Consider the following 18,706-nt stretch of genomic DNA (forward strand, 5'->3'; position numbering starts at 1 on the left):
TGCAACCGAGCGATATGAATTCAATGAACTTGACGCAGCTTACTCCGCACCGGGGGAGTCTTCTGTCTCTTCAGGCGGGACTGACTCCTGAGTCTCAGCTTGTTCGTCAATCTCTTCGGGTGGCTGAAGTACGATCTCGCCATGACCTTCGATTTGCTCAGCGCGGAAACCGTGGTGGCGAATCAGTTCTAACACAGCGAGAAACATTCCGATGATTTTGCTGCGAATGATTTCGCCTTCGAACAGAGACGTAAATTGAACGACTTTCTGTTCTCGAACCAGAGCTCCGATTTGATCAACATATTTGTGGATCGGTGTTTCGTCGTAGCGAATTTTTGACTCTGTATCGACCTCTTTTCGCTTGAGCACTCGCCCTAATGCGCTCACAAGATCCCAGAGTTCAACTTCTTTAATCCGATCGGCAGCTGGGTCTTTTGACGAAACGGGACGTTCATCAGCAAGGCGCGGATAGCGTTCCTGCCATTCGGCAGCTTGCTCCTGCAAAGAGTTCGCTGCGTCTTTGAATTTCTTGTATTCAAGCAGTTGATGAATCAGATCCGATCGCGGATCGCTGTTGCTTTCCGCTTCGAGAGGGATTTCCTCTTCCGCTTGAGACGGCAACACATTGCGGCTTTTGATTTCGGCCAACGTGCTGGCCATCACCACGAAATCTCCAACGAGGTCGAGATCCAAATGTTTCAGGACTTCGAGAAATTCCTGAAACTGCCTGGTGAGACTCGAAATGGGGAGGTCGACAATGTCGAGTTCGTTCCGGCGTACCAGATACAGCAACAGGTCCAGTGGACCTGTGAAGATATCAAGTTCGACACGATATTTATCAGACATCTCAACATTTCAGCGATGGCGACGAGAACAGCAGAATCAATGAACAAAACCGCATTCGGTCAACCCGAATGCGGTTTGAATAGACTATCAGGTTTGTCGGTATTCACCGAGAGGACTATTTAGAACTGATCCTGAAACTTGAAATTGCTCTCTCAAACGTTGAGGAAAGCGGCTATTCCAGAGGTTTTCGGACTGGTTTTAGTCTGCCCTCTGTCTCTTACTTTACTGCCTCAACTTGACTTGGCCTTACTTCACAGTCCCGTGAAATCCTGCCTCGTGCAGAGCTTTCAGGACCGCTGCGTGGCTGATCTTCGAGCCGGTCAGCTGAAGCGTTCCGTCGTCTCCATTTGCTTTCGCCTCTGTGACTCCCTCGACTGACTTGGCTGCTTTCTCGGCAGCTCGAAAACACCCACCACAACAAAGGTGCATGTCTTCCACCGAAACGGCATCTTTCTTAGCCGTTTTGTCGATTTCGAATTTTGGACCTTCAATCGAAGGTTTTCCATAAAATCCGGCTTCTGCGAGACTTTTCAGTCCGGATTGAGCTGACTTTGAATTTGTGGCTTCAAAGACAACAGTCGCTTTGGTTTTATTAACGCGGACCCTTGAGACGCCATCCACGTCGGTCAGCGCATCTTTTGCTCCTGTGACACACTTGCCACAGCAAAGATGAACTCCCTCGACGGTGATTTCGTCAGCGAGAATTGGACTGGCAACCAGACTAGCCAGCAGACAGGAGAAAAAGAGTCGATGAGCATTCATGGTTCATTGCCTCAAACTGTGAGCCAAACGAAATGGGAAGAGATGAAACGAAAAGACAGTTTCACTCCTTACTGTTCTATCCGCATCTCGCCAGTGAGGTCAATCATAGACTCTTGAATTCCCTGGAGATCCCTCGAGAATTGAGTCCATCTCAGCGGGGCGTTATGCTGCAATGTTCAGCGCGATCAGTTCCATTCTGCTGGAGATTGTGTTGGACATCGCTCACGACCACATTCCGCAGATTCCGGAGTCATCATGGCCCAGTTCAAATACTCACTTAACTCCAGCACGATTAAGCCGACTCCGATTCTAGAAAAGATTCGCATTGCAGCGGAGGCTGGCTACGAGGGAATCGAACTCTGGCATGCCGATATCGATTTGCATCTGGAATCTGGCGGGACTGTTGAAGAGATTCGAAAGGTCGTCGATGATCACCAACTTGTTGTCCCGACAACTGTAATGCTCAAAGGCTGGTGCGAACCTGACGGGCCAGCAGACGTTCAGGGGATGGACGAATGCCGTCGCAAGATGGAGCACGCTGTGATCGTGGGGGCCAGACACGCCGTTGCGGGGCCGCCACATCATGGAGTTGATTTCGAGCTTGCTGCTCAACGGTATGGTCGACTGCTTGATTTGGGACTCGAACTTGGAGTTCGGCCTGCCATGGAATATCTCGGTTTTGCCCAGGAAGTGAATTCGATCGCAGACGCTCTGCGAATTATGGAAGGTTCTGGACACCCCGAAGCGACAATCGTACTCGACCCGTTTCATGATTTTCGTGGAGGTGGTGGTCATGATGATGTCGCAAAACTGAAACCGGAGCAGATCGCCGTCTGCCACTTCGACGATGCACCAGCATCTCCTCCTGCAAATGAACAACGTGATCCAGATCGCGTTATGCCGGGTGATGGAGTCATCGAACTCGATAAGTTTGTTGGGTTGCTGAGGCAGATTGGCTACTCGGGCTTCATCTCTCTGGAATTGTTCCGAGAAGACCTGTGGAAGCAAGATCCCCTCAAGGTCGCAAAACAAGGATTGAAAGCAATGCAAGCCATTTGCGAAAACGTATAGCTGCTCGCATTAACTTATGATCGTGAAGCACAAGCTTCATTCAGGTCTTCAATTCGACTCAGCACTTCTCTGTCAGTTCTGGATTGATCAAAGAGCGCTTTCGTCGTTCTCGGAGACTGCGACTCCTCGGAACCCGTATCGGTGCTGACTGGTCGGGACAGGCTTATCAATACTGGCAGATCTCTTTTCACTGACACCCATCTCAGTCGTCCCTCTGCCTCTTTCCGAGAGGGATTGTGCTACACACGCTGGTCACATCTTCAGGCTCGTAGCTCAAATCGATGCTGAGTAGAGCGACTTGGCTGGGTGAGCTCTTGATTCAAATGCTTATCAAAACGTTTAAGTCTTTTAACAGCAATGTTTTGCAGCAGGACACCAATCCGTGAAATCCGATGAATCAAGGTAAAAAAAGAGTACAATTGCGTCGCTACAACCGATAATATCGTTACATCCCGAACTTCTTGGCCAGTTTGCTGATGCTCAACGATTCTACTCATCATCTGAATCCCTCTCTGCTCCGACGGAAAAGTCCGTTGCGCGAGGTCGTCGAATCGACTGTTCTTCTTGCGTTGGCGGTGCTGTTGTTTCGCACATTTGCAGCTGAGGGATATTTGATTTCCACGGGATCGATGGCTCCAACTCTCTTGGGGTATCACCGTCGAGTTGAATGCCCGGCGTGTCATTTTGCTTTTACGCGTGGAGCCGCTTTCGACAAACCTGATTCAACGATGAACATTGCAGCGGCGAATCTTGATATCCCTTTGGATGCGTATTCCGCCACGCAATGTCCGAATTGCAGCCTCAGCGAAATCAACGCGCGTAAAGCTCCTCGGAATGAAGGGGATCAGCTTCTGGTGCAGAAACTGGCGTATGAATTTCGCGATCCACATCGCTGGGAAGTCGTCGTTTTCAAAAACCAGCAGGATTACGACCAGGCTTATGTGAAACGCGTGGCTGGCTTACCGGGCGAGAAGCTTCAGCTCCGGGATGGTGATGTCTTCGTGAACGATCAGCTCATGCGAAAGCCATACAGCGTCCAGCGTGCTGCCCGCATCGCTGTTTCAGACTATTCGCATCAACCCGATGATGGTGATCCAGACTGGCAACCTCGCTGGAAGGTCGATGCAGATGCCACCGGCTGGGAGTTCGGCGAGAAGGTCCTCTCCTTTAGAGATTCTCATCCGGGTTCCACCCCAAAGATGAATTGGATTCAATACGAGCACTGGATTCGGACCGGCGGAAACCACGTTTCGCGCGTAGCATTGAGCAGTTGGCCGCAAGATTTGCACATCCCCAGCGATCCACGATTTCGATATGAAAAGGGTGAACTGATTTGTGTGGGAACGTTTTCGGCGTTCGAAAAACAGAAGTGGCTCACATCCACCGATGACGAAGCGTTTCATCGAGCAATCAAAAAACTTTATGCAGAGTCTCACGTTGCTCCAATTGTCGATGCGTATGGCTACAACTCATATGAGAATCGGGCACATTCGAATCAGCATGATTTGATGCTCTCGCTGCACGTTTCGAAACTGAACGGTGCGGGCCAATTTGAAGCGAATCTCACGGATGGTGCAGACTGGTTTCGTTTGGTGATCTTGCCGGAGCGACGTGAAATCGCAGTTTTGCGGAGCGACAGTTCAGAACCGATTTGGGGAGGGCGATTGTCTGCGGACGTACTCACAAAACCGTTCGAGTTGGATTTCTCACTATTCGATCAGCAGATCGTTATCGCCATCAACGGCAAACCGTTGCATGCTCCGATTGAATATGTCCCCACTCAAAAACGGCAATCGCTCCGGCGCCCTGCACGAATAGGAGCTTTTGGAGTCAATTGCGAAATGACCGATCTCAAACTGTATCGAGACGTCTATTACACAACGAAAGGAGAACATCCTGATCAGGTTTACGAACTCGCCGACGATGAATTCTTCGTTCTTGGCGATAATAGCCCGGTCTCGCTGGACAGCCGTGTCTGGGAAAACCCGGCGGTTCCAAGAAGCTCGCTGATTGGAAAACCGTTCGTTGTGCATCTTCCTTCGCGTCAGAAGGAAGTTCACTGGAAGGGAAAAGTGGAACATGTCCGCGTTCCCGACTTCACGCGAATTCGGTACATCCGCTGAAGCCACTTCACTGCCAGGCGAATCTAATGCTAAGCCGGCGGTCTGAGGCAATTTTCGATGCTTGTCGTGCCTGCGAAAGTCGCTTTTCTGGCTTCATGGCCTGCTCATCACGAGGCAAAAAACGAATACCAATTCGAAAAATACGATCAATCCGAGGAATTCAAATTTTGATTCCTCGATCTGATTCCTCCAAACAGTATTGCCAAAAATTGCGTATCTGTTCCATTGGATACCTATTTGCCGGGAAAGCCTTTACAGTTCTATCTGCGCCCGAAATACGCGGCGCGGCGATTTCTTAATTCATCAGAATCAGACGCATGTTTGACAAAAATAAAATTTCATCATTCTTCTTCGGGAAATCTTCAAGCAAACCGGCTGAGGAAGAACCGAAAGAGACACCTCCAAAACGCAAAGAGAGCATGCGGGACACCGTAGAATCGATCCTCTTTGCTTTCGTGCTCGCATTTTTGTTCCGGACATTTGAAGCGGAAGCCTTTGTAATTCCTACCGGTTCCATGGCTCCCACGCTGTACGGTCGCCACAAAGAAACGACCTGCACACAATGCGGGTTCCGTATTACAGTCGGTGCAAGCGACGAAGTCATTCGAGGATCTGGGCTCCTCGGGAATGGAGCTCGAGTCAAAACTGCGATCTGTCCGAACTGCGCTTTTGAAAACGATCAGATCTACGACGAGATGGCGTTCAACGGCGACCGCATCCTTGTGAATAAATACCCATACGAATTTGGGGACCCGGAACGCTTCGACGTCTTTGTTTTCAAATACCCGGAAGAGCCTAAAACCAACTACATCAAGCGACTGGTCGGGTTGCCGGGTGAACTGATTCGGATTCGTCAAGGCAGCCTGTACAAAGTGACCGAGAACGGTGAAGAAATTCTCCGGAAGTCACCCTACAAACAGCGGCACCTTCAGATCCCGGTCTATGACGACAACTTCCCTCCGCTCCAACTTATCGAGGCGGGCTGGCCTGAACGCTGGGCGACCATGAAACAGGGCGAAGTCGGTCAACTCGGCAACTGGAGTGATGCCTCAACCGGATGGCAGGCAGCCTCGGATTCTCGTGAGTACTCGATCACCTCGGACAACACTGAGCGCAGCTGGCTCCGCTATCGTCATTACTTTCCGAGCCCCAAAGACTGGTTCTCGATGAGTAATGGTCGTGACCTCGATCCTCAAGCAAGCCTGATCGCCGATTTCTGCGCGTACAATGCGTACACCGGATACGACATCATGCAAAACAGAACGACCGCAAACTCTGTCGATTCCGGCAAGTATTGGGTCCGAGATTTGACGATCAACTTCGATCTCGAAATTCACGATGTCAAAGCTGATTCCGAAATTGTCATTGAACTCTGTGAGGGAACTTCCTGGTATCAATGTGTCATCAATCCAGAAACCGGAGTGGCGACATTGCTTGAGATCAACACACAGCTTGAGCATCGGGCCACGGAAATCTCCAAAGCGAAAACGTCGATCACTGGTCCCGGGAACTACCAGATCAGCTATGCCAACGTTGATGATCGACTCTGCCTGTGGGTGAACAACTCACTCGTCGACTTTGGCGAAGCTGCCTCATTGTCCATAGCAGGAGCGACTGCCAATCCGTTTCCCGAACAGAATGACCTGACTCCTGTTGGAATTGCCGCCGCGAATGTCTCAGCGACTGTGAGCGGCCTGCTTCTGGAGCGAGACTTGTACTACAGAGCGGATTTCCCGGCGTATACGGCGAAAAACTCCGAGAACAGCAAGTTCGAAGGCAAGCTCGTCAATGCTCTTCACGACCCGGATGAATGGGCTGATCTCTACCTGCAAGACGGCGATCTCTACGACACGCTCGATATTCAGGTTGGACCAAATCACTACCTGGCATTAGGCGACAACAGCCCTCGCAGCTTGGATGGTCGATTGTGGAAAGGGGACCAATCCGTTCCACGCGAGTATCTCGTGGGGAAAGCCTTTTTCATCTACTGGCCACACGGAGTTCCATTCCTGAATGGCGGTCGAGGGTTCCCCATCGTCTACAACAAAATGCAGGGGGACCGAGGCAGAGTGGTGACTCTCAAGAAAACGCAAGAAGAGAACGGTTACCCCAAATACGTGTTACCGTTCTACCCGCAATTCTGGCGAATGCACCGTATTTACTAGAGCAGTTTGCTCTACCGTTTTCCCGAGAATAACGCATTTCTCCAGTAAAAATGCTGTTCGCCACGAGGCAGAACCTGCAAACCAATTCGAAAGATGCTCTAACATGCCAGAGCATCTTTCATTGAGGTCTTCAGTGTCCCATTGATAGCTCCCGGTGAAGTGACCGGAGGCTCAATGCTGCCAAAGGATGCAGCGGGATCACTGCAGACCAGCTGGTGAGTCCTCGATATCAGTGTTTGTTTTGCCACGCAGACCAGACAGTTTTGCGACCATCTCTTTTAACTCTTCACTTGCGTTGACGAAGTCGTAGGCGTCGTACAGCGCATATTGTGTCCACTCATCGTGACGAATCCAGGTCTTGATTGTGGCGGCCCGGGCTCCGAGAATATCGTCACCGACCTGAAAGAAAACATATTCCGGATACCAGTTCGGATTGTGGGTCCCATTGTTCGTAATGGTGATCTTGATCTGATCCGCTTGTCTGAGGTCATACGCGGCACCGTAAAATGTTCCTTCTGTATAGGTATTGCTCTCAAAGCGATCCCCCTCGCCAGGACTGCGATATCCGGCAACCCACTGACCATCCTTGTAATAGTGGTGCCGCACATCCTCGTCTGTGCCTGCATAGTCACCACCACTGCTGCCTGACCCGGTATGCCAAAGCCAACTCACGTCAAAACTCATTGTTGCCCCTTAGTTTTGCTGAAGTCTGGAATTGCAGGCTGTAGGTATAAAACAGACACAACGACAAATCAACGTCCACGCATGCATAACCTGGAGGCCCGAGGGGGAAATTCAAAGTGAAACCTCACAGTGCCCAACTCTCTTCGGACTCGCAAGTCTCCTCTTCTCACCGTTATGATGCGGACCTACCGTGTTGTGATGAGACATTGAATATCAAGAAAAGCGAACGGAAATCCAATGGGTCTGAATAAGAAGCAGAAGAAGCAAATCGAAGTTGCGAAGAAGAAGATTCAAAATTTTCAAGTTCTGCTGACAGCCGCGAAGGCACAGCCGGATGACCCGCAAGAGGCACCTCGTCTGGAAGCTGAAATTGCCAAGCAGAAGCAGTTGATCGCAGACATCCAGAAAGAAGGCTAGAGCATCTTTCGAATTGGTTTGCAGGTTCTGCCTCGTGGCGAACAGCATTTTTACTGGAGAAATACGTTCTTCACGGGCACACGGTAGAGCAAATTGCTCTAAAACTGTTTCGTGTTTCTTGCCACCGGGGAAAGCGCTATTCATCTCTTGGATCGCTGACTTCCACGCAGATCGCAAACACCAAAAGATTCCCAAAATATTGTGAGCCGTACTTAGATTCTTAGTGAAATGGAAAGCGAACCGGTGACGGAGCAAACCGAACTTCCTCCAACGATCATTGTTGTGCATCCAAAGGAGAAGCGGAGCAAATGCTCTGTTGAGCCACTCCGCGGTCGCGATGGAATCATCTTCTGGAAGTTTCCGAAACGTGGTCCGGAACCATTAACCGGATACGTCCGCCTGGGAATCGATGGTCCGGAACTTTCAGAAGCAGATGCCGACAGCGGCTTATTGCTTCTCGATGGGACATGGCGACTCGCTGAGAAGATGGAACAGGACTATTCCGAAATCCCGGTTCGCAGCTTAGGAGCCTGGGAAACTGCCTATCCTCGCAAGTCGAAACTCTTCGAAGACCCCAGTGAAGGGCTTGCAACCATTGAAGCGCTCTTCGCAGCGTATGCACAAATGGGCCGCGATACCGATGGACTGCTCGACAGCTATCGCTGGGGTGATGAATTCCTGAGGTTGAATTCCGCAAAGCTTGAATGATCCAAACGACGTCAATCGGTAGACTTTATCGACATCGCGCAGCTGGTTTGTTACACCATAAAAACGAGCTTCCTTCAATTTTCAGAGAACTGAAATCCTATGAAGATGATGAATCGATTTGGATTGGCGCTGGTGTTGACCGCGATTGTTTCAACACAGGTCACTGGAACAGAAACGAGCGAGTTGATTGATTCAATTCAATCGGTCGGCCAATTTGGTGAAGGACATCCGGCAGCTGTCAAAGCAGTCAAGGAGCTTCAGACCAAAGGAGCAGCGGCAACCCTTCCGATTCTGACAGCGATGGACAGTGCAAATCCATTGGCTCTGAACTGGTTGCAGGTCGCATTTGAATCGATCGCGGATCAAGCCATTGAGGAAGATTCGCTTTCGGCGAAAGATCTCGAAGCGTTCGTGCTCGATCGAACGCACCATGCACGTTCACGCAAGCTTGCGTTCGATTGGCTAATAAAAATTGATGAGACTGCCCATGGCCGTTTGATTCCCAATATGCTCGACGACCCCAGCGGGCCGCTTCGCCGAGAAGCGGTTGCCAACGTGATCAGCGAAGCTTCCAAAGCAAAAGAGGACAATGTCCGGCTTGCACTCTGGACGAAGGCCCTCAGCGGGGCTGTGGACAAAGATCAGGTCGACCGAATCTCCGCTGCGTTGAAGAAACTGGGGCAACCGGTTGACTTGGTTGAACACTTTGGCATGTTCACAAAATGGCATGTGATTGGTCCATTCGACAACACCGACATGAAAGCTTTCGATGTCGCTTACCCGCCGGAAAAAGAGATTGACCTCAAAGCGAAGTACGAAGGCAAAAACGGTCCGGTCCATTGGGAACATTATGTTTCGGAAAAAAGTGATGGAGCCTTCGACCTCGCTGAGCTAACGAAGTCTCACAAAGGGGCTATCGACTATGCTTACACTGAGCTCAAGAGCAGCAGCAATCAGGAAGTTGAGTTCCGCTTAGCGACCGCCAACGCCTGGAAACTTTGGGTGAACGGGGAACTTGTCTTTTCGCGTGAGGAATACCATCGCGGCATGCGGTTCGATCAGTACAGCGTTCGTGGTGAAATCAAAAAAGGAACGAACACTTTCCTCCTGAAAGTTTGTCAAAATGAACAGGATCAGGACTGGGCACAAAAATGGTCATTCCAGTTCCGTATTGTTGATGATTCCGGACGTGCTGTGACTCAGTCTGAGTAATCCCACTTCAAGGTTTCTCGTTTCGTTGCAACTTCTTAATTGATCCTCTGCAAACTGGTTTGAACATGATTTGTCGATCCTTGATCTTCTTCAGTCTGCTGTGCGTTCTCAACGATTCAACGTTTGCGGACTGGCGAGGGTTTCGAGGTTCGTCTAACAACGGGCTCCCCGAACAGACAATCGAGAACTGGGACGGGAAGCTGGAAATTGAGTGGCAAGTCAATCTGCCAGGCCGGGGACTTTCCAGCCCGATCCTCGTTGGTGATCGAATCTATGTCACTTGCAGTTCCGGTCCGATGCAGGAACGTCTGCATATTCTTTGCTTCAATCAAAGCGATGGTCAGAAAATCTGGCAGAGAAATTTCTGGGCGACCGGGAGAACCATCACCAATCCAAGGACATGTGTCGCAGCTCCAAGTCCTGCCAGCGACGGGAAACACATTTTCGCGTTCTATTCGAGTAACGATCTGATTTGTCTCGATTTGGAAGGAAACCTGCTGTGGTTCCGTGGATTGTCCTACGATTACCCGAACGCCTCGAACAGCTTGGGCATGGCCTCGTCGGCACTGGCGCTCAATGGAAAAGTCGTCGTGATGGTCGAGACGGACGACGATTCCTTCGCGACCGGAATTGATGCGAAAACTGGTGAAACCACATGGAGGATCAAGCGCCCCGAACGTGCCAACTGGACATCTCCCGTTCCCACTTCAGATGGAAAACAGATCTTGATGCAGTCCTCTGCCGGTGTTTCTGCGATTGACGTCGCAACAGGAGAGGAAGTCTGGAAATACGCTGACGGTGCTGCCACTCAACCGACGCTGACTGTCGTGGGTGAAACGGCGTATGTCCCGTCACACGGCATCACAGCGATCCGCCCCGGGAACAGCAATGCCGACGTCCCTGAAATCGTCTGGCAAGTCGGTAACATTCGCCCCGGTGTCGCCAGCCCGATCGCGGATGGTGAGAATCTCTACGTCATCAACAGCAGCGGCGTGATGGTCGGTGCGACTCTGAAGGATGGTCAGCGTCTCTGGCAAACTCGTCTTGGCGGGAAGTTTAGTGCAAGCCCGGTCATGGCTGGCGGGAAGCTGGTCGCCCTCAACGAAGATGGCACCGCACTCGTGATCGATCCCAACAGCAAAGGGGAGGTCGTCTCAACACTTGAGATGAACGAAACCATGCTCGGAACACCCTCCGTCGGATCAGACGGTCTCTACTTCCGCAGCGATCGACACCTCTACAAAATCACGGTCGACTGATTTTTCCATCTTGTGAAATTGGAGCGACAAACTGCATCTGTTGAACACGGCATTGAAAGCCAGCTTGTTCATACAGATTCAATGCGGAGGTATTGCCCGCCATGACATCGACAACGATCCGTTCGACGTTGTAATCACGCAGCCATTGTAAAGCCTGTTTCACGAACGAGCTTCCGAGTCCCTGTTGGCGAAACTCTTCTTCAACATAAAGTGAAGCAATTTCTCCGACACCTTCGGGAGTGATGGTCGTCACACAAAATCCTCTCGAACGATCTCCCTGCCTGGCGATTTCAATCAGAATCGCTCCCGACTCGGCGATCTCTTTGAATCCTGATTGACGCTCCTGAAAACTGCCCAGCTGAAGGCCATCGCGCCAGATGGGAAACTGGTCGATGTGAAAATCTTTCAGCTTCAACCACATCGTCTCAATCGAATCGAGAAGTTCGATGCCCCCACTGATGAAATCAATTTCTTCTTCAGATTCCGAGTTCATGTCGTCATCCGTCTATCTGCTGGCAACCTGTTGCTCTTCATTTGCGATTCGATCTGTTCGACTGCGGAGAGGAGGTAGAAGCGGACCTGTTGTTGAATCTCTCTATCGGTCTGAGCATGTTGTTTCAGCCCCAAAAATTCCTCGTGCAGCGAAACCATCTCGTATCCCCGTTTATGAAAATGAACCAGATACGGTTTCGTGATCCCATTCGGACACAACCGGTCAATAATGCTTCTCTTTTTGTGTTGCCGATCAGGAACCCAGTGAGTTTGAACCTTCGGAGGCAATGCGGGGAGGACATTATTCAGGATGAAAGGTTCCCATTGGTGTCGGGATGTGCAGACGAAAAAAAGATTCGCCGGGTTCGCCAAGTAAAACTTCCGGCGCTCTATCCAGTCCTTGAACATCAAAAAGCAAATCACCGGTGAAAATAACACGACCACGCCGACGAAGATCGGAGAGAGCAAGAAAATCCAGATGAGAGATTTACCACGAGTCATGCGGGGCTTCGACTGTGAGTTCAAATAAGCTTCGTCTCATTCTATCATGTGAAGTTCCCATCGGAAGGTGTTTTGCTGTTGAAGTCGTGAGGCAACTCCGTTGACTCTTGACTGCTGTTCAGGAATCATCATTCTCGCGAACCTTCTTACACCTGTGTTGTCTGCTGTGTGGCAAGTCCTGGCTTTCTCTTCAAGATCTGATCTGTAACTGTGTCGGCGAACTCAAAAAATGAACTTTGGTCGCTGACCAAAGGCCATCGTCTCCGCTATTCCGCAGCCATTCTCTCGATGGCTGTCGGAACCGTTTTCTTATTGCTGGTCCCGTATTTATTCAAACAAGCCCTCGATGGACTCGCTGAAGAGGGTGCCAGCGTGTCAGGGACACTTGTCCCGATTGCTTCGTTAGTGGTCCTCCTGAATGTGCTCAACGGTTTTTTCACGTTCGTCCGTGGGAAATGGGCTGCCGAAGCGAGTGAAGGAATCGTTCAACGGTTACGGCATCAACTCTATGCCCACATGGAAAAGTTGCCCAGCCAATTCTTTGATCGCAGCGACACCGGCGATATCGTTCAACGATGTTCATCAGATGTGGAAACCGTACGAGTTTTCATGGCTGCTCAGATCGTGGAAATTGCTCGGGTCAGTCTGTTTCTGGTCGTCGGGATTCCGCTGATGTTCATGCAGGATGTTCGCATGAGCCTGATCTCACTGGCGTCGTTTCCAATCCTGATTTTCTTTGCATATTTCTTCTACCAACGAATCCGCAAAATTTTTGAGGCTGTGGATGAGAAAGAGGGACAACTGACCACAGTTCTTCAAGAGAACCTGACTGGCATCCGCGTGGTCCGGGCGTTCGCTCGACAGGACTACGAAATCGAGAAATTCTCGAAGGCGAATCAGGCGTTCCGTGATCTCGAGATGAAACTGTTTCGGTCCCTGGCAATGTTCTGGTCAGCTTCCGATTTGATTGTCCTGCTTCAGTTGGGTGTCGTGCTGATTTCCGGTGGATACTTCGTCGCTCAGGGAGAGTTCACACTCGGTAGCTGGATCTTCTTCTGGTGGATGGTGCAAACGATCATCTGGCCGGTTCGGCAAATTGGTCGTGTGGTCGCTGATGCCAGTCGGGCTGTCGTAGCGATTGGACGAATCAACGAAATTCTGGATGAGGCCGAAGAAAGTGTCGAACCGAAGCCAGACTCCCCAGTGAACGGGACAATCGAAATTCGCAATCTCAGCTTCTCCTATAACGACTCAGACTCTGTGCTGCACGATCTTTCCCTGTCCATTCATCCGGGCGAAACCGTTGCAATTTTAGGCCCTCCTGGAGCGGGAAAGTCGACGATTATTCGACTCCTGCTGCGACTGTACGACTACACAGAAGGCTCCATCAAAGTGGGTGGACAAGAACTGAATTCCATCAACCGGAAAGTGATCCGCGATTCCTTTGGTGTCGTCCTGCAGGATCCCTTTTTGTATTCCAAAACAGTTCGTGAAAACGTTGTTCTTGGTCGCAGAAATGCCGCCCATCAGGAGGTGGAAGAATGTGCGCGCGCTGCCGATATCCATGGAAATATTGTCGACTTTGAAGATGGTTACGAAACCGTCATTGGAGAACGCGGAGTCACACTCTCGGGCGGCCAGCGACAACGATTGGCGATTGCACGTGCATTGCTCAAAAAACCGCCATTTCTCGTTCTCGACGACAGCCTGAGTGCCGTCGACACCAAAACTGAAGCACATATTCTGCGGTCACTCGCTGAGCGGCGCGGCAAGCAAACAACCATTTTGATTGCCCATCGCCTCTCTTCCACCCGGCTAGCCGATCGGATTTTCATGCTGGATCACGGAACAATTCTTCAAGTCGGAACCCATGAAGAGTTGATCGCCATCGATGGCCCTTATCAGCGATTGTGGGCGATTCAGGGGATGTTGGAAACAGAAATTGAGAGTGCTTTGTCTGGAGAATCAACGTGAGTGGCGACGGTTGGATCGATGAGGATGACCTCAAAGAAACCAAGCTGGATCTTCGTTTGTGGAAAACGTTGATTCGGTACACGCTGCACTATCGCCGTACTTCAATTGTATTCGTGTTTGTCGCGTTCACCCTTGCTGCCAGCGATTTGGGTTTTCCATTACTGACCGGATTATTGATTCAGGATATCGAAGCAGATCCGAAAAATCTGAACTTCCCGTTCTACATAGGAATGTTTGCTCTCCTTGCGGTCTCGCTGAGCGCCTCAATTTGTGCATTCGTCGTTTGTGCGGGAAAGATTCGGACGAGTGTCTCACATGACATTCGCCGAGATGCCTTTCAGCAACTGCAACGTCTTTCGTTCAGCTACTTCGACACTCGTCCCACAGGTTGGTTGATGGCGCGGCTGACGTCCGACTGTCAGCGGCTCTCGGTGATCTTGGCCTGGGGAGTCATGGACTTCATCTGGGGAACGACACTCATGACGAGCATCAGCGTGGTGATGATCATCATTAACTGGAAAATCGCATTGGCGATCTTCTCTGTCATCCCGGTGCTGTTTCTTGTCAGCTTGCATTTCAAAAAGAAAATCCTCCGAACTTCACGATTGGTCCGCAAAACAAACTCCCGGATCACCGGTGTTTACAACGAAGGAATTATGGGAGTGCAAACGTCCAAGATTTTCGTCCGTGAAGAGGAAAACCTGCGAGACTTTGACCTGCTCACCGAAGAAATGTTTCAATACTCGGTACGCAACGCGATGCTCTCAGCTGTCTACTTGCCATTAGTGTTGACGCTAGGAAGTGTGGCCATCGCAGCGGCGCTCGTTGTGGGAGGCCATCAGGCGATCCTGGGGAACATCGCGATTGGCGAGATGATCATGTTTATGTATTTCGCCCAACTCTTCTTCACGCCTGCTCAGGAAATTTCAGCCTGGTTTGCAGAATTACAAATGGCTCAGGCGTCTGCCGAACGAGTTCTCAGCTTGATTGAATCTGTCCCGGAAGTGAAAAATACAGAAGCTGTCGCCAGGCGAATTGAGCAGCTTGGATCTGACGGACATCCAACAAAAATCGGAAGAATTGAATTTCGCGACATCAGCTTTGCCTACCAAACTGGTCCACAAATCATTCGAAACTTCTCGTTGACCGTCGAACCGGGTGAGACGATTGCCCTCGTCGGAGCCACCGGAGGCGGGAAATCGACCATGGTGAATCTGCTGTGCCGATTCTACGAACCGACCGAGGGACAGATTCTGATTGACGGTGTCGACTACACCGATCGCAGCCTGGAAGGATTCCAATCGCAACTCGGAATCGTCCTGCAGCAACCGCATCTCTTCAGTGGAACAATCGCCGAGAACATTCGTTACGGAAAGCTTTCCGCGAGCGATGCTGAAGTTGAAGAAGCTGCCCGTTTTGCAGGAGCGCATGAGTTCATTTCAGTGCTGGAAGATGGATACCAGACCCCCGTTGGTGAAGGAGGAAACCAGCTCAGTCTGGGACAGAAACAGTTAGTTTCGTTTGCACGAACAGTCCTGAAGCGACCACAACTCCTCGTGATGGATGAAGCGACTTCATCAATTGATACCGAGACTGAACAGCTCATCCAGAACAGCCTCAAGCGGATCTTGAAAGAGCGAACAAGCTTCGTGATTGCGCATCGTCTCTCAACGATTCAAGCTGCCGACCGAATCCTGGTCATCAACAACGGCGAAATCGTAGAGCAAGGCTCACACCAGGAACTCCTCAAAACTCGCGGTCACTACTTTGAACTCTACAAAGCACAGGCAATCCGCGATTTGAATTGAGTTCAACTCGCATCGCGAAGACGCAACGATGGAGTCTCGATCGTCACGACTGTGTTCGGTGGGACAGACTTCGTCATCCAGACGCTGGCACCGATAACGGAATCGGTGCCGATCACTGTTTCACCACCAAGAATTGTGGCGTTGGCGTAAATGACGACGCCATCTTCAATTGTTGGATGACGTTTCGTGCCGCGAACGAGATTCCCGTCGTTGTCTTTCTGGAAGCTGAGGGCTCCCAAGGTGACTCCCTGATAAATCTTGACCCCGGTCCCAATGACGCAGGTCTCACCAATCACAACTCCAGTACCGTGGTCGATGAAGAACGATGGACCGATCGTTGCTCCCGGATGGATATCGATCCCTGTTTGGCTATGCGACCACTCCGACATAATCCGCGGAATGAGCGGCATTTTCTGTCGATAGAGCTGATTTGCAATCCGATGAACAGTCATCGCTTCCAGCCCGGGATAACAGAAGATGATCTCATCAAGTCCACTTGCAGCCGGGTCACCTTCATAAGCAGCAGCCACGTCGGTTGCCAGAATCTGCCTCATTGCGGGTAGCGATTCCAGAAACTCGATGGCAGCCTGCTGACCTCGGGCTTCGAAGTCCATCAGGTGCCGCCGGTCACAATCGACTCCGTATTTCAAGTCGTACTCGTACCGTAAAGCTCGAGCGAACTGCTGCGTCAGCTTGTCATGGAGACCATCGATGAGGTCTCCAACAAAGTACGTCACGTTCCCCATATGGAGATTTTGACGACGACGATACCCCGGATAAAGAATCTCTTTCAGATCCTTCAGGATATCCACAATCACAGCGGAACTCGGCAGAGGACAATGCCCCAGATGATTGATGTTTCCGATGTCTTTGTAGCTATCAACAATTCGATCAGTGAGCGAATTCAGTTGTTCTTTTAAGCGAAAATCAGCTGCCATGACTGGACCTTGGTCTCTTTAAAAACGAATCCCACAAAAGAACAGCAAATGTGGATAAAAAGCAAATCCCCGGCCTTACGCCGGTCAGAGACAGATGCAGCAATTCTCAAAGGATCCCGTGTCATACGAGCATGCGCCACAAGAATCTGTGCCAAAAAGCCCGGTACGCCCCTCAAGTTCAAGAGCAACAGTTTTCACTGCACCGGGTTTTAACGCACCAGGTTTCATCGCAATTGTTCGCGAGTGATTCATTCGTTTCGATTCCATCTCGACGTCTCCCACATTTAAACGTCGTCCCGAAATTGTACGACCGCGAGAATCCGACAATCAAGTAACGCTTGCGAAATCGTTACAGAATCACAAGTGAGACATCCATAACTTGTCATCGTCATCGGTGAATCGGCGGGAAAACACCTAAAGGTTGAGCATTTCTTACAACCGGCAGAAGTTGCATCATTGCAGCAACAACCAAAGCGATACTGATTCGCTCTCTTCTCTATTTTCCGGACACTTGGGGGAGAATCAAGTTCGTGATTCTTTGATAAGAGGCCGATTTCTATTTTAGCGGCATTTTCTGCCGCTCACCTGGTCTCTCATGGTGTGAACCGCGAAACCTCTTACCTCATCGACAACTCTATCGCCCCCATGTTTCCTCAAGAGCAATCCGATAACGATTACTGGTCCACGGCTCGCGAGCCGTGGCCGTCGTTGTTGTTCATATTGCCATTCCTGATTGTGTACGAAGTGGGGGCAATCGCTCACGCACACGTTCCCGCCAGTCGAAATGGTGCGGACTTATGGATTCGTCACTTCGGAATGGAAACAGGAGTCGCCGTCGAATGGATGTTCCCGCTGCTGGCACCGATTCTCTTGCTGATCTGGCAATTTGCAGCCCAGCGCCCCTGGAACTGGAATCTCGAAACTCTCTCCGGGATGTTCGCTGAAAGCTTGATGTTCGCAATGACTCTCGTCGTGATCGGCCAGGTCACCGCACTTGCATTTCCGTTGGAAGTCGCTGTCGAACTTTCGGTGACACCGCTCTCCCGGGCAGTTTCATTTCTGGGCGCAGGGATCTATGAAGAAATGCTCTTCCGATTGACGATGCTCCCGCTGATTTTTGCAGCCCTGCGAGTGATTCGTCTCCCGCGCAGTTTGGCGATCTTCGGTTCCATCATGATTTCGAGTTGGTTGTTCGCCACCGCACACTATGTCGGATCGCCTGCACTCTTCTCGCCGGATGAACTGACGCAGGCGATGACGACCGTTTGCGAAAGCCGCGAGTTATGGTTCAGCTACACATTCCGCTTTGTGGCTGGCATCCTGTTCTCGATCCTCTTCTGGGTCCGCGGCTTCGGCATCGCAGTCGGCTGCCACATCCTCTACGACCTGTTCGTCGGCGTCATCCTCGCCGGAATCGGTTAATCGCTGCCCCCACATCTTTAGAGGCAGACTGGCCCTGATCATGATGAATCTTTCGTGCCACGATTGTGCCAACCGTGCGGTGCGGAGTGACCTCTGTTGCTGAACGTCTCCGTATCGTAAAATGTGGCAACTGCACTCGCACGGCTCGCAGAGACCGTGGCACGCAATCCGTTCTAAACAAGGCCACCCCGCCCTGATGGTGAGAAGTATGTCATCAAGCTCAGGCTTGGACAGAAGCCCCAAGTCCTGAACAGCTGAAGCAAATTGATTGAGAGAGATCAATTACCCATCCCTTAATTCGAGCCTCTTTCAAATTGGTGTTCA

Annotated in this window: 16 protein-coding genes; 10 read left to right on the top strand and 6 right to left on the bottom strand. The window is 50.8% G+C overall.

Annotated features, from left to right (window positions below):
• Nucleotides 1-39: 39 nt before the first annotated feature.
• Both ACN0YR_RS19725 and ACN0YR_RS19730 read right to left on the bottom strand, forming a co-directional pair.
• On the bottom strand, nucleotides 40-846 hold the full coding sequence (locus ACN0YR_RS19725) for a segregation and condensation protein A (protein ID WP_417850932.1): 807 nt from the start codon (nucleotides 844-846) through the stop codon (nucleotides 40-42).
• A 246-nt stretch (nucleotides 847-1,092) separates the two neighbouring features.
• A complete protein-coding gene (locus ACN0YR_RS19730; RefSeq protein WP_417850933.1) occupies nucleotides 1,093-1,608 on the bottom strand; it encodes a cation transporter in 516 nt (171 codons plus the stop codon).
• Between the two features lie 255 nt (nucleotides 1,609-1,863).
• On the opposite strand from ACN0YR_RS19730, the gene ACN0YR_RS19735 reads away from it, so the two are divergent.
• The 3 genes from ACN0YR_RS19735 (at nucleotide 1,864) to lepB (ACN0YR_RS19745) (ending at nucleotide 6,967) form a co-directional block, all read left to right on the top strand.
• A complete protein-coding gene (locus tag ACN0YR_RS19735) occupies nucleotides 1,864-2,679 on the top strand; it encodes a sugar phosphate isomerase/epimerase family protein (RefSeq protein WP_417850934.1) in 816 nt (271 codons plus the stop codon).
• A 476-nt stretch (nucleotides 2,680-3,155) separates the two neighbouring features.
• The gene (gene lepB, locus ACN0YR_RS19740) at nucleotides 3,156-4,802 is read left to right on the top strand and encodes a signal peptidase I (protein WP_417850935.1); all 1,647 of its coding nucleotides are present in this window, start codon (nucleotides 3,156-3,158) and stop codon (nucleotides 4,800-4,802) included.
• Between the two features lie 317 nt (nucleotides 4,803-5,119).
• Nucleotides 5,120-6,967, top strand: coding sequence for a signal peptidase I (gene lepB, locus ACN0YR_RS19745; RefSeq protein WP_417850936.1), 1,848 nt, complete (start codon nucleotides 5,120-5,122; stop codon nucleotides 6,965-6,967).
• Nucleotides 6,968-7,165: 198 nt separating this feature from the next.
• On the opposite strand, the gene ACN0YR_RS19750 is transcribed toward lepB (ACN0YR_RS19745), so the two are convergent.
• Nucleotides 7,166-7,651, bottom strand: coding sequence for a hypothetical protein (locus ACN0YR_RS19750; protein ID WP_417850937.1), 486 nt, complete (start codon nucleotides 7,649-7,651; stop codon nucleotides 7,166-7,168).
• Between the two features lie 237 nt (nucleotides 7,652-7,888).
• Between ACN0YR_RS19750 and ACN0YR_RS19755 the strand changes: the two genes are divergently transcribed.
• The 4 genes from ACN0YR_RS19755 (at nucleotide 7,889) to ACN0YR_RS19770 (ending at nucleotide 11,247) form a co-directional block, all read left to right on the top strand.
• A complete protein-coding gene (locus tag ACN0YR_RS19755; RefSeq protein WP_145204519.1) occupies nucleotides 7,889-8,068 on the top strand; it encodes a hypothetical protein in 180 nt (59 codons plus the stop codon).
• A 228-nt stretch (nucleotides 8,069-8,296) separates the two neighbouring features.
• Entirely contained in the window at nucleotides 8,297-8,776 is a 480-nt protein-coding gene (locus ACN0YR_RS19760) for a hypothetical protein (protein WP_417850938.1), read from the top strand.
• A gap of 105 nt (nucleotides 8,777-8,881) precedes the next feature.
• Entirely contained in the window at nucleotides 8,882-9,988 is a 1,107-nt protein-coding gene (locus ACN0YR_RS19765; RefSeq protein ID WP_417850939.1) for a hypothetical protein, read from the top strand.
• A 65-nt stretch (nucleotides 9,989-10,053) separates the two neighbouring features.
• The gene (locus tag ACN0YR_RS19770; protein ID WP_417850940.1) at nucleotides 10,054-11,247 is read left to right on the top strand and encodes a PQQ-binding-like beta-propeller repeat protein; all 1,194 of its coding nucleotides are present in this window, start codon (nucleotides 10,054-10,056) and stop codon (nucleotides 11,245-11,247) included.
• Here ACN0YR_RS19770 and ACN0YR_RS19775 read toward each other — a convergent pair.
• Nucleotides 11,234-11,740 (bottom strand): GNAT family N-acetyltransferase, encoded by a 507-nt coding sequence (locus tag ACN0YR_RS19775; RefSeq protein ID WP_417850941.1) that lies wholly within the window; start codon nucleotides 11,738-11,740, stop codon nucleotides 11,234-11,236. The genes ACN0YR_RS19770 and ACN0YR_RS19775 overlap by 14 nt on opposite strands.
• Nucleotides 11,737-12,240 carry a hypothetical protein gene (locus ACN0YR_RS19780; RefSeq protein WP_417850942.1) on the bottom strand — a complete coding sequence of 168 codons (504 nt, stop codon included), beginning with the start codon at nucleotides 12,238-12,240 and terminating at the stop codon, nucleotides 11,737-11,739. The genes ACN0YR_RS19775 and ACN0YR_RS19780 overlap by 4 nt, the downstream gene beginning before the upstream one ends.
• Nucleotides 12,241-12,450: 210 nt before the next feature.
• On the opposite strand from ACN0YR_RS19780, the gene ACN0YR_RS19785 reads away from it, so the two are divergent.
• The gene (locus ACN0YR_RS19785; RefSeq protein ID WP_417850943.1) at nucleotides 12,451-14,214 is read left to right on the top strand and encodes an ABC transporter ATP-binding protein; all 1,764 of its coding nucleotides are present in this window, start codon (nucleotides 12,451-12,453) and stop codon (nucleotides 14,212-14,214) included.
• Nucleotides 14,211-16,022, top strand: coding sequence for an ABC transporter ATP-binding protein (locus ACN0YR_RS19790; RefSeq protein ID WP_417850944.1), 1,812 nt, complete (start codon nucleotides 14,211-14,213; stop codon nucleotides 16,020-16,022). The genes ACN0YR_RS19785 and ACN0YR_RS19790 overlap by 4 nt, the downstream gene beginning before the upstream one ends.
• Before the next feature lie 2 nt (nucleotides 16,023-16,024).
• Here ACN0YR_RS19790 and epsC read toward each other — a convergent pair whose 3' ends face one another.
• Nucleotides 16,025-16,960: a serine O-acetyltransferase EpsC gene (gene epsC / locus ACN0YR_RS19795; protein ID WP_417850945.1), complete on the bottom strand. Its 936-nt coding sequence runs from the start codon at nucleotides 16,958-16,960 to the stop codon at nucleotides 16,025-16,027.
• A gap of 600 nt (nucleotides 16,961-17,560) precedes the next feature.
• Between epsC and ACN0YR_RS19800 the strand changes: the two genes are divergently transcribed.
• The gene (locus tag ACN0YR_RS19800) at nucleotides 17,561-18,382 is read left to right on the top strand and encodes a type II CAAX prenyl endopeptidase Rce1 family protein (RefSeq protein WP_417850946.1); all 822 of its coding nucleotides are present in this window, start codon (nucleotides 17,561-17,563) and stop codon (nucleotides 18,380-18,382) included.
• Nucleotides 18,383-18,706 lie beyond the last annotated feature (324 nt).

The organism is Thalassoglobus sp. (assembly GCF_048270125.1).
Lineage (GTDB): Bacteria > Planctomycetota > Planctomycetia > Planctomycetales > Planctomycetaceae > Thalassoglobus.

Coding starts and splice junctions, on each gene's coding strand:
- ACN0YR_RS19725 (WP_417850932.1), bottom strand. CDS start 846: ATGTCTGATAAATATCGTGTCGAACTTGATATCTTCACAGGTCCACTG.
- ACN0YR_RS19730 (WP_417850933.1), bottom strand. CDS start 1,608: ATGAATGCTCATCGACTCTTTTTCTCCTGTCTGCTGGCTAGTCTGGTT.
- ACN0YR_RS19735 (WP_417850934.1), top strand. CDS start 1,864: ATGGCCCAGTTCAAATACTCACTTAACTCCAGCACGATTAAGCCGACT.
- lepB (WP_417850935.1), top strand. CDS start 3,156: ATGCTCAACGATTCTACTCATCATCTGAATCCCTCTCTGCTCCGACGG.
- lepB (WP_417850936.1), top strand. CDS start 5,120: ATGTTTGACAAAAATAAAATTTCATCATTCTTCTTCGGGAAATCTTCA.
- ACN0YR_RS19750 (WP_417850937.1), bottom strand. CDS start 7,651: ATGAGTTTTGACGTGAGTTGGCTTTGGCATACCGGGTCAGGCAGCAGT.
- ACN0YR_RS19755 (WP_145204519.1), top strand. CDS start 7,889: ATGGGTCTGAATAAGAAGCAGAAGAAGCAAATCGAAGTTGCGAAGAAG.
- ACN0YR_RS19760 (WP_417850938.1), top strand. CDS start 8,297: ATGGAAAGCGAACCGGTGACGGAGCAAACCGAACTTCCTCCAACGATC.
- ACN0YR_RS19765 (WP_417850939.1), top strand. CDS start 8,882: ATGATGAATCGATTTGGATTGGCGCTGGTGTTGACCGCGATTGTTTCA.
- ACN0YR_RS19770 (WP_417850940.1), top strand. CDS start 10,054: ATGATTTGTCGATCCTTGATCTTCTTCAGTCTGCTGTGCGTTCTCAAC.
- ACN0YR_RS19775 (WP_417850941.1), bottom strand. CDS start 11,740: ATGAACTCGGAATCTGAAGAAGAAATTGATTTCATCAGTGGGGGCATC.
- ACN0YR_RS19780 (WP_417850942.1), bottom strand. CDS start 12,240: ATGACTCGTGGTAAATCTCTCATCTGGATTTTCTTGCTCTCTCCGATC.
- epsC (WP_417850945.1), bottom strand. CDS start 16,960: ATGGCAGCTGATTTTCGCTTAAAAGAACAACTGAATTCGCTCACTGAT.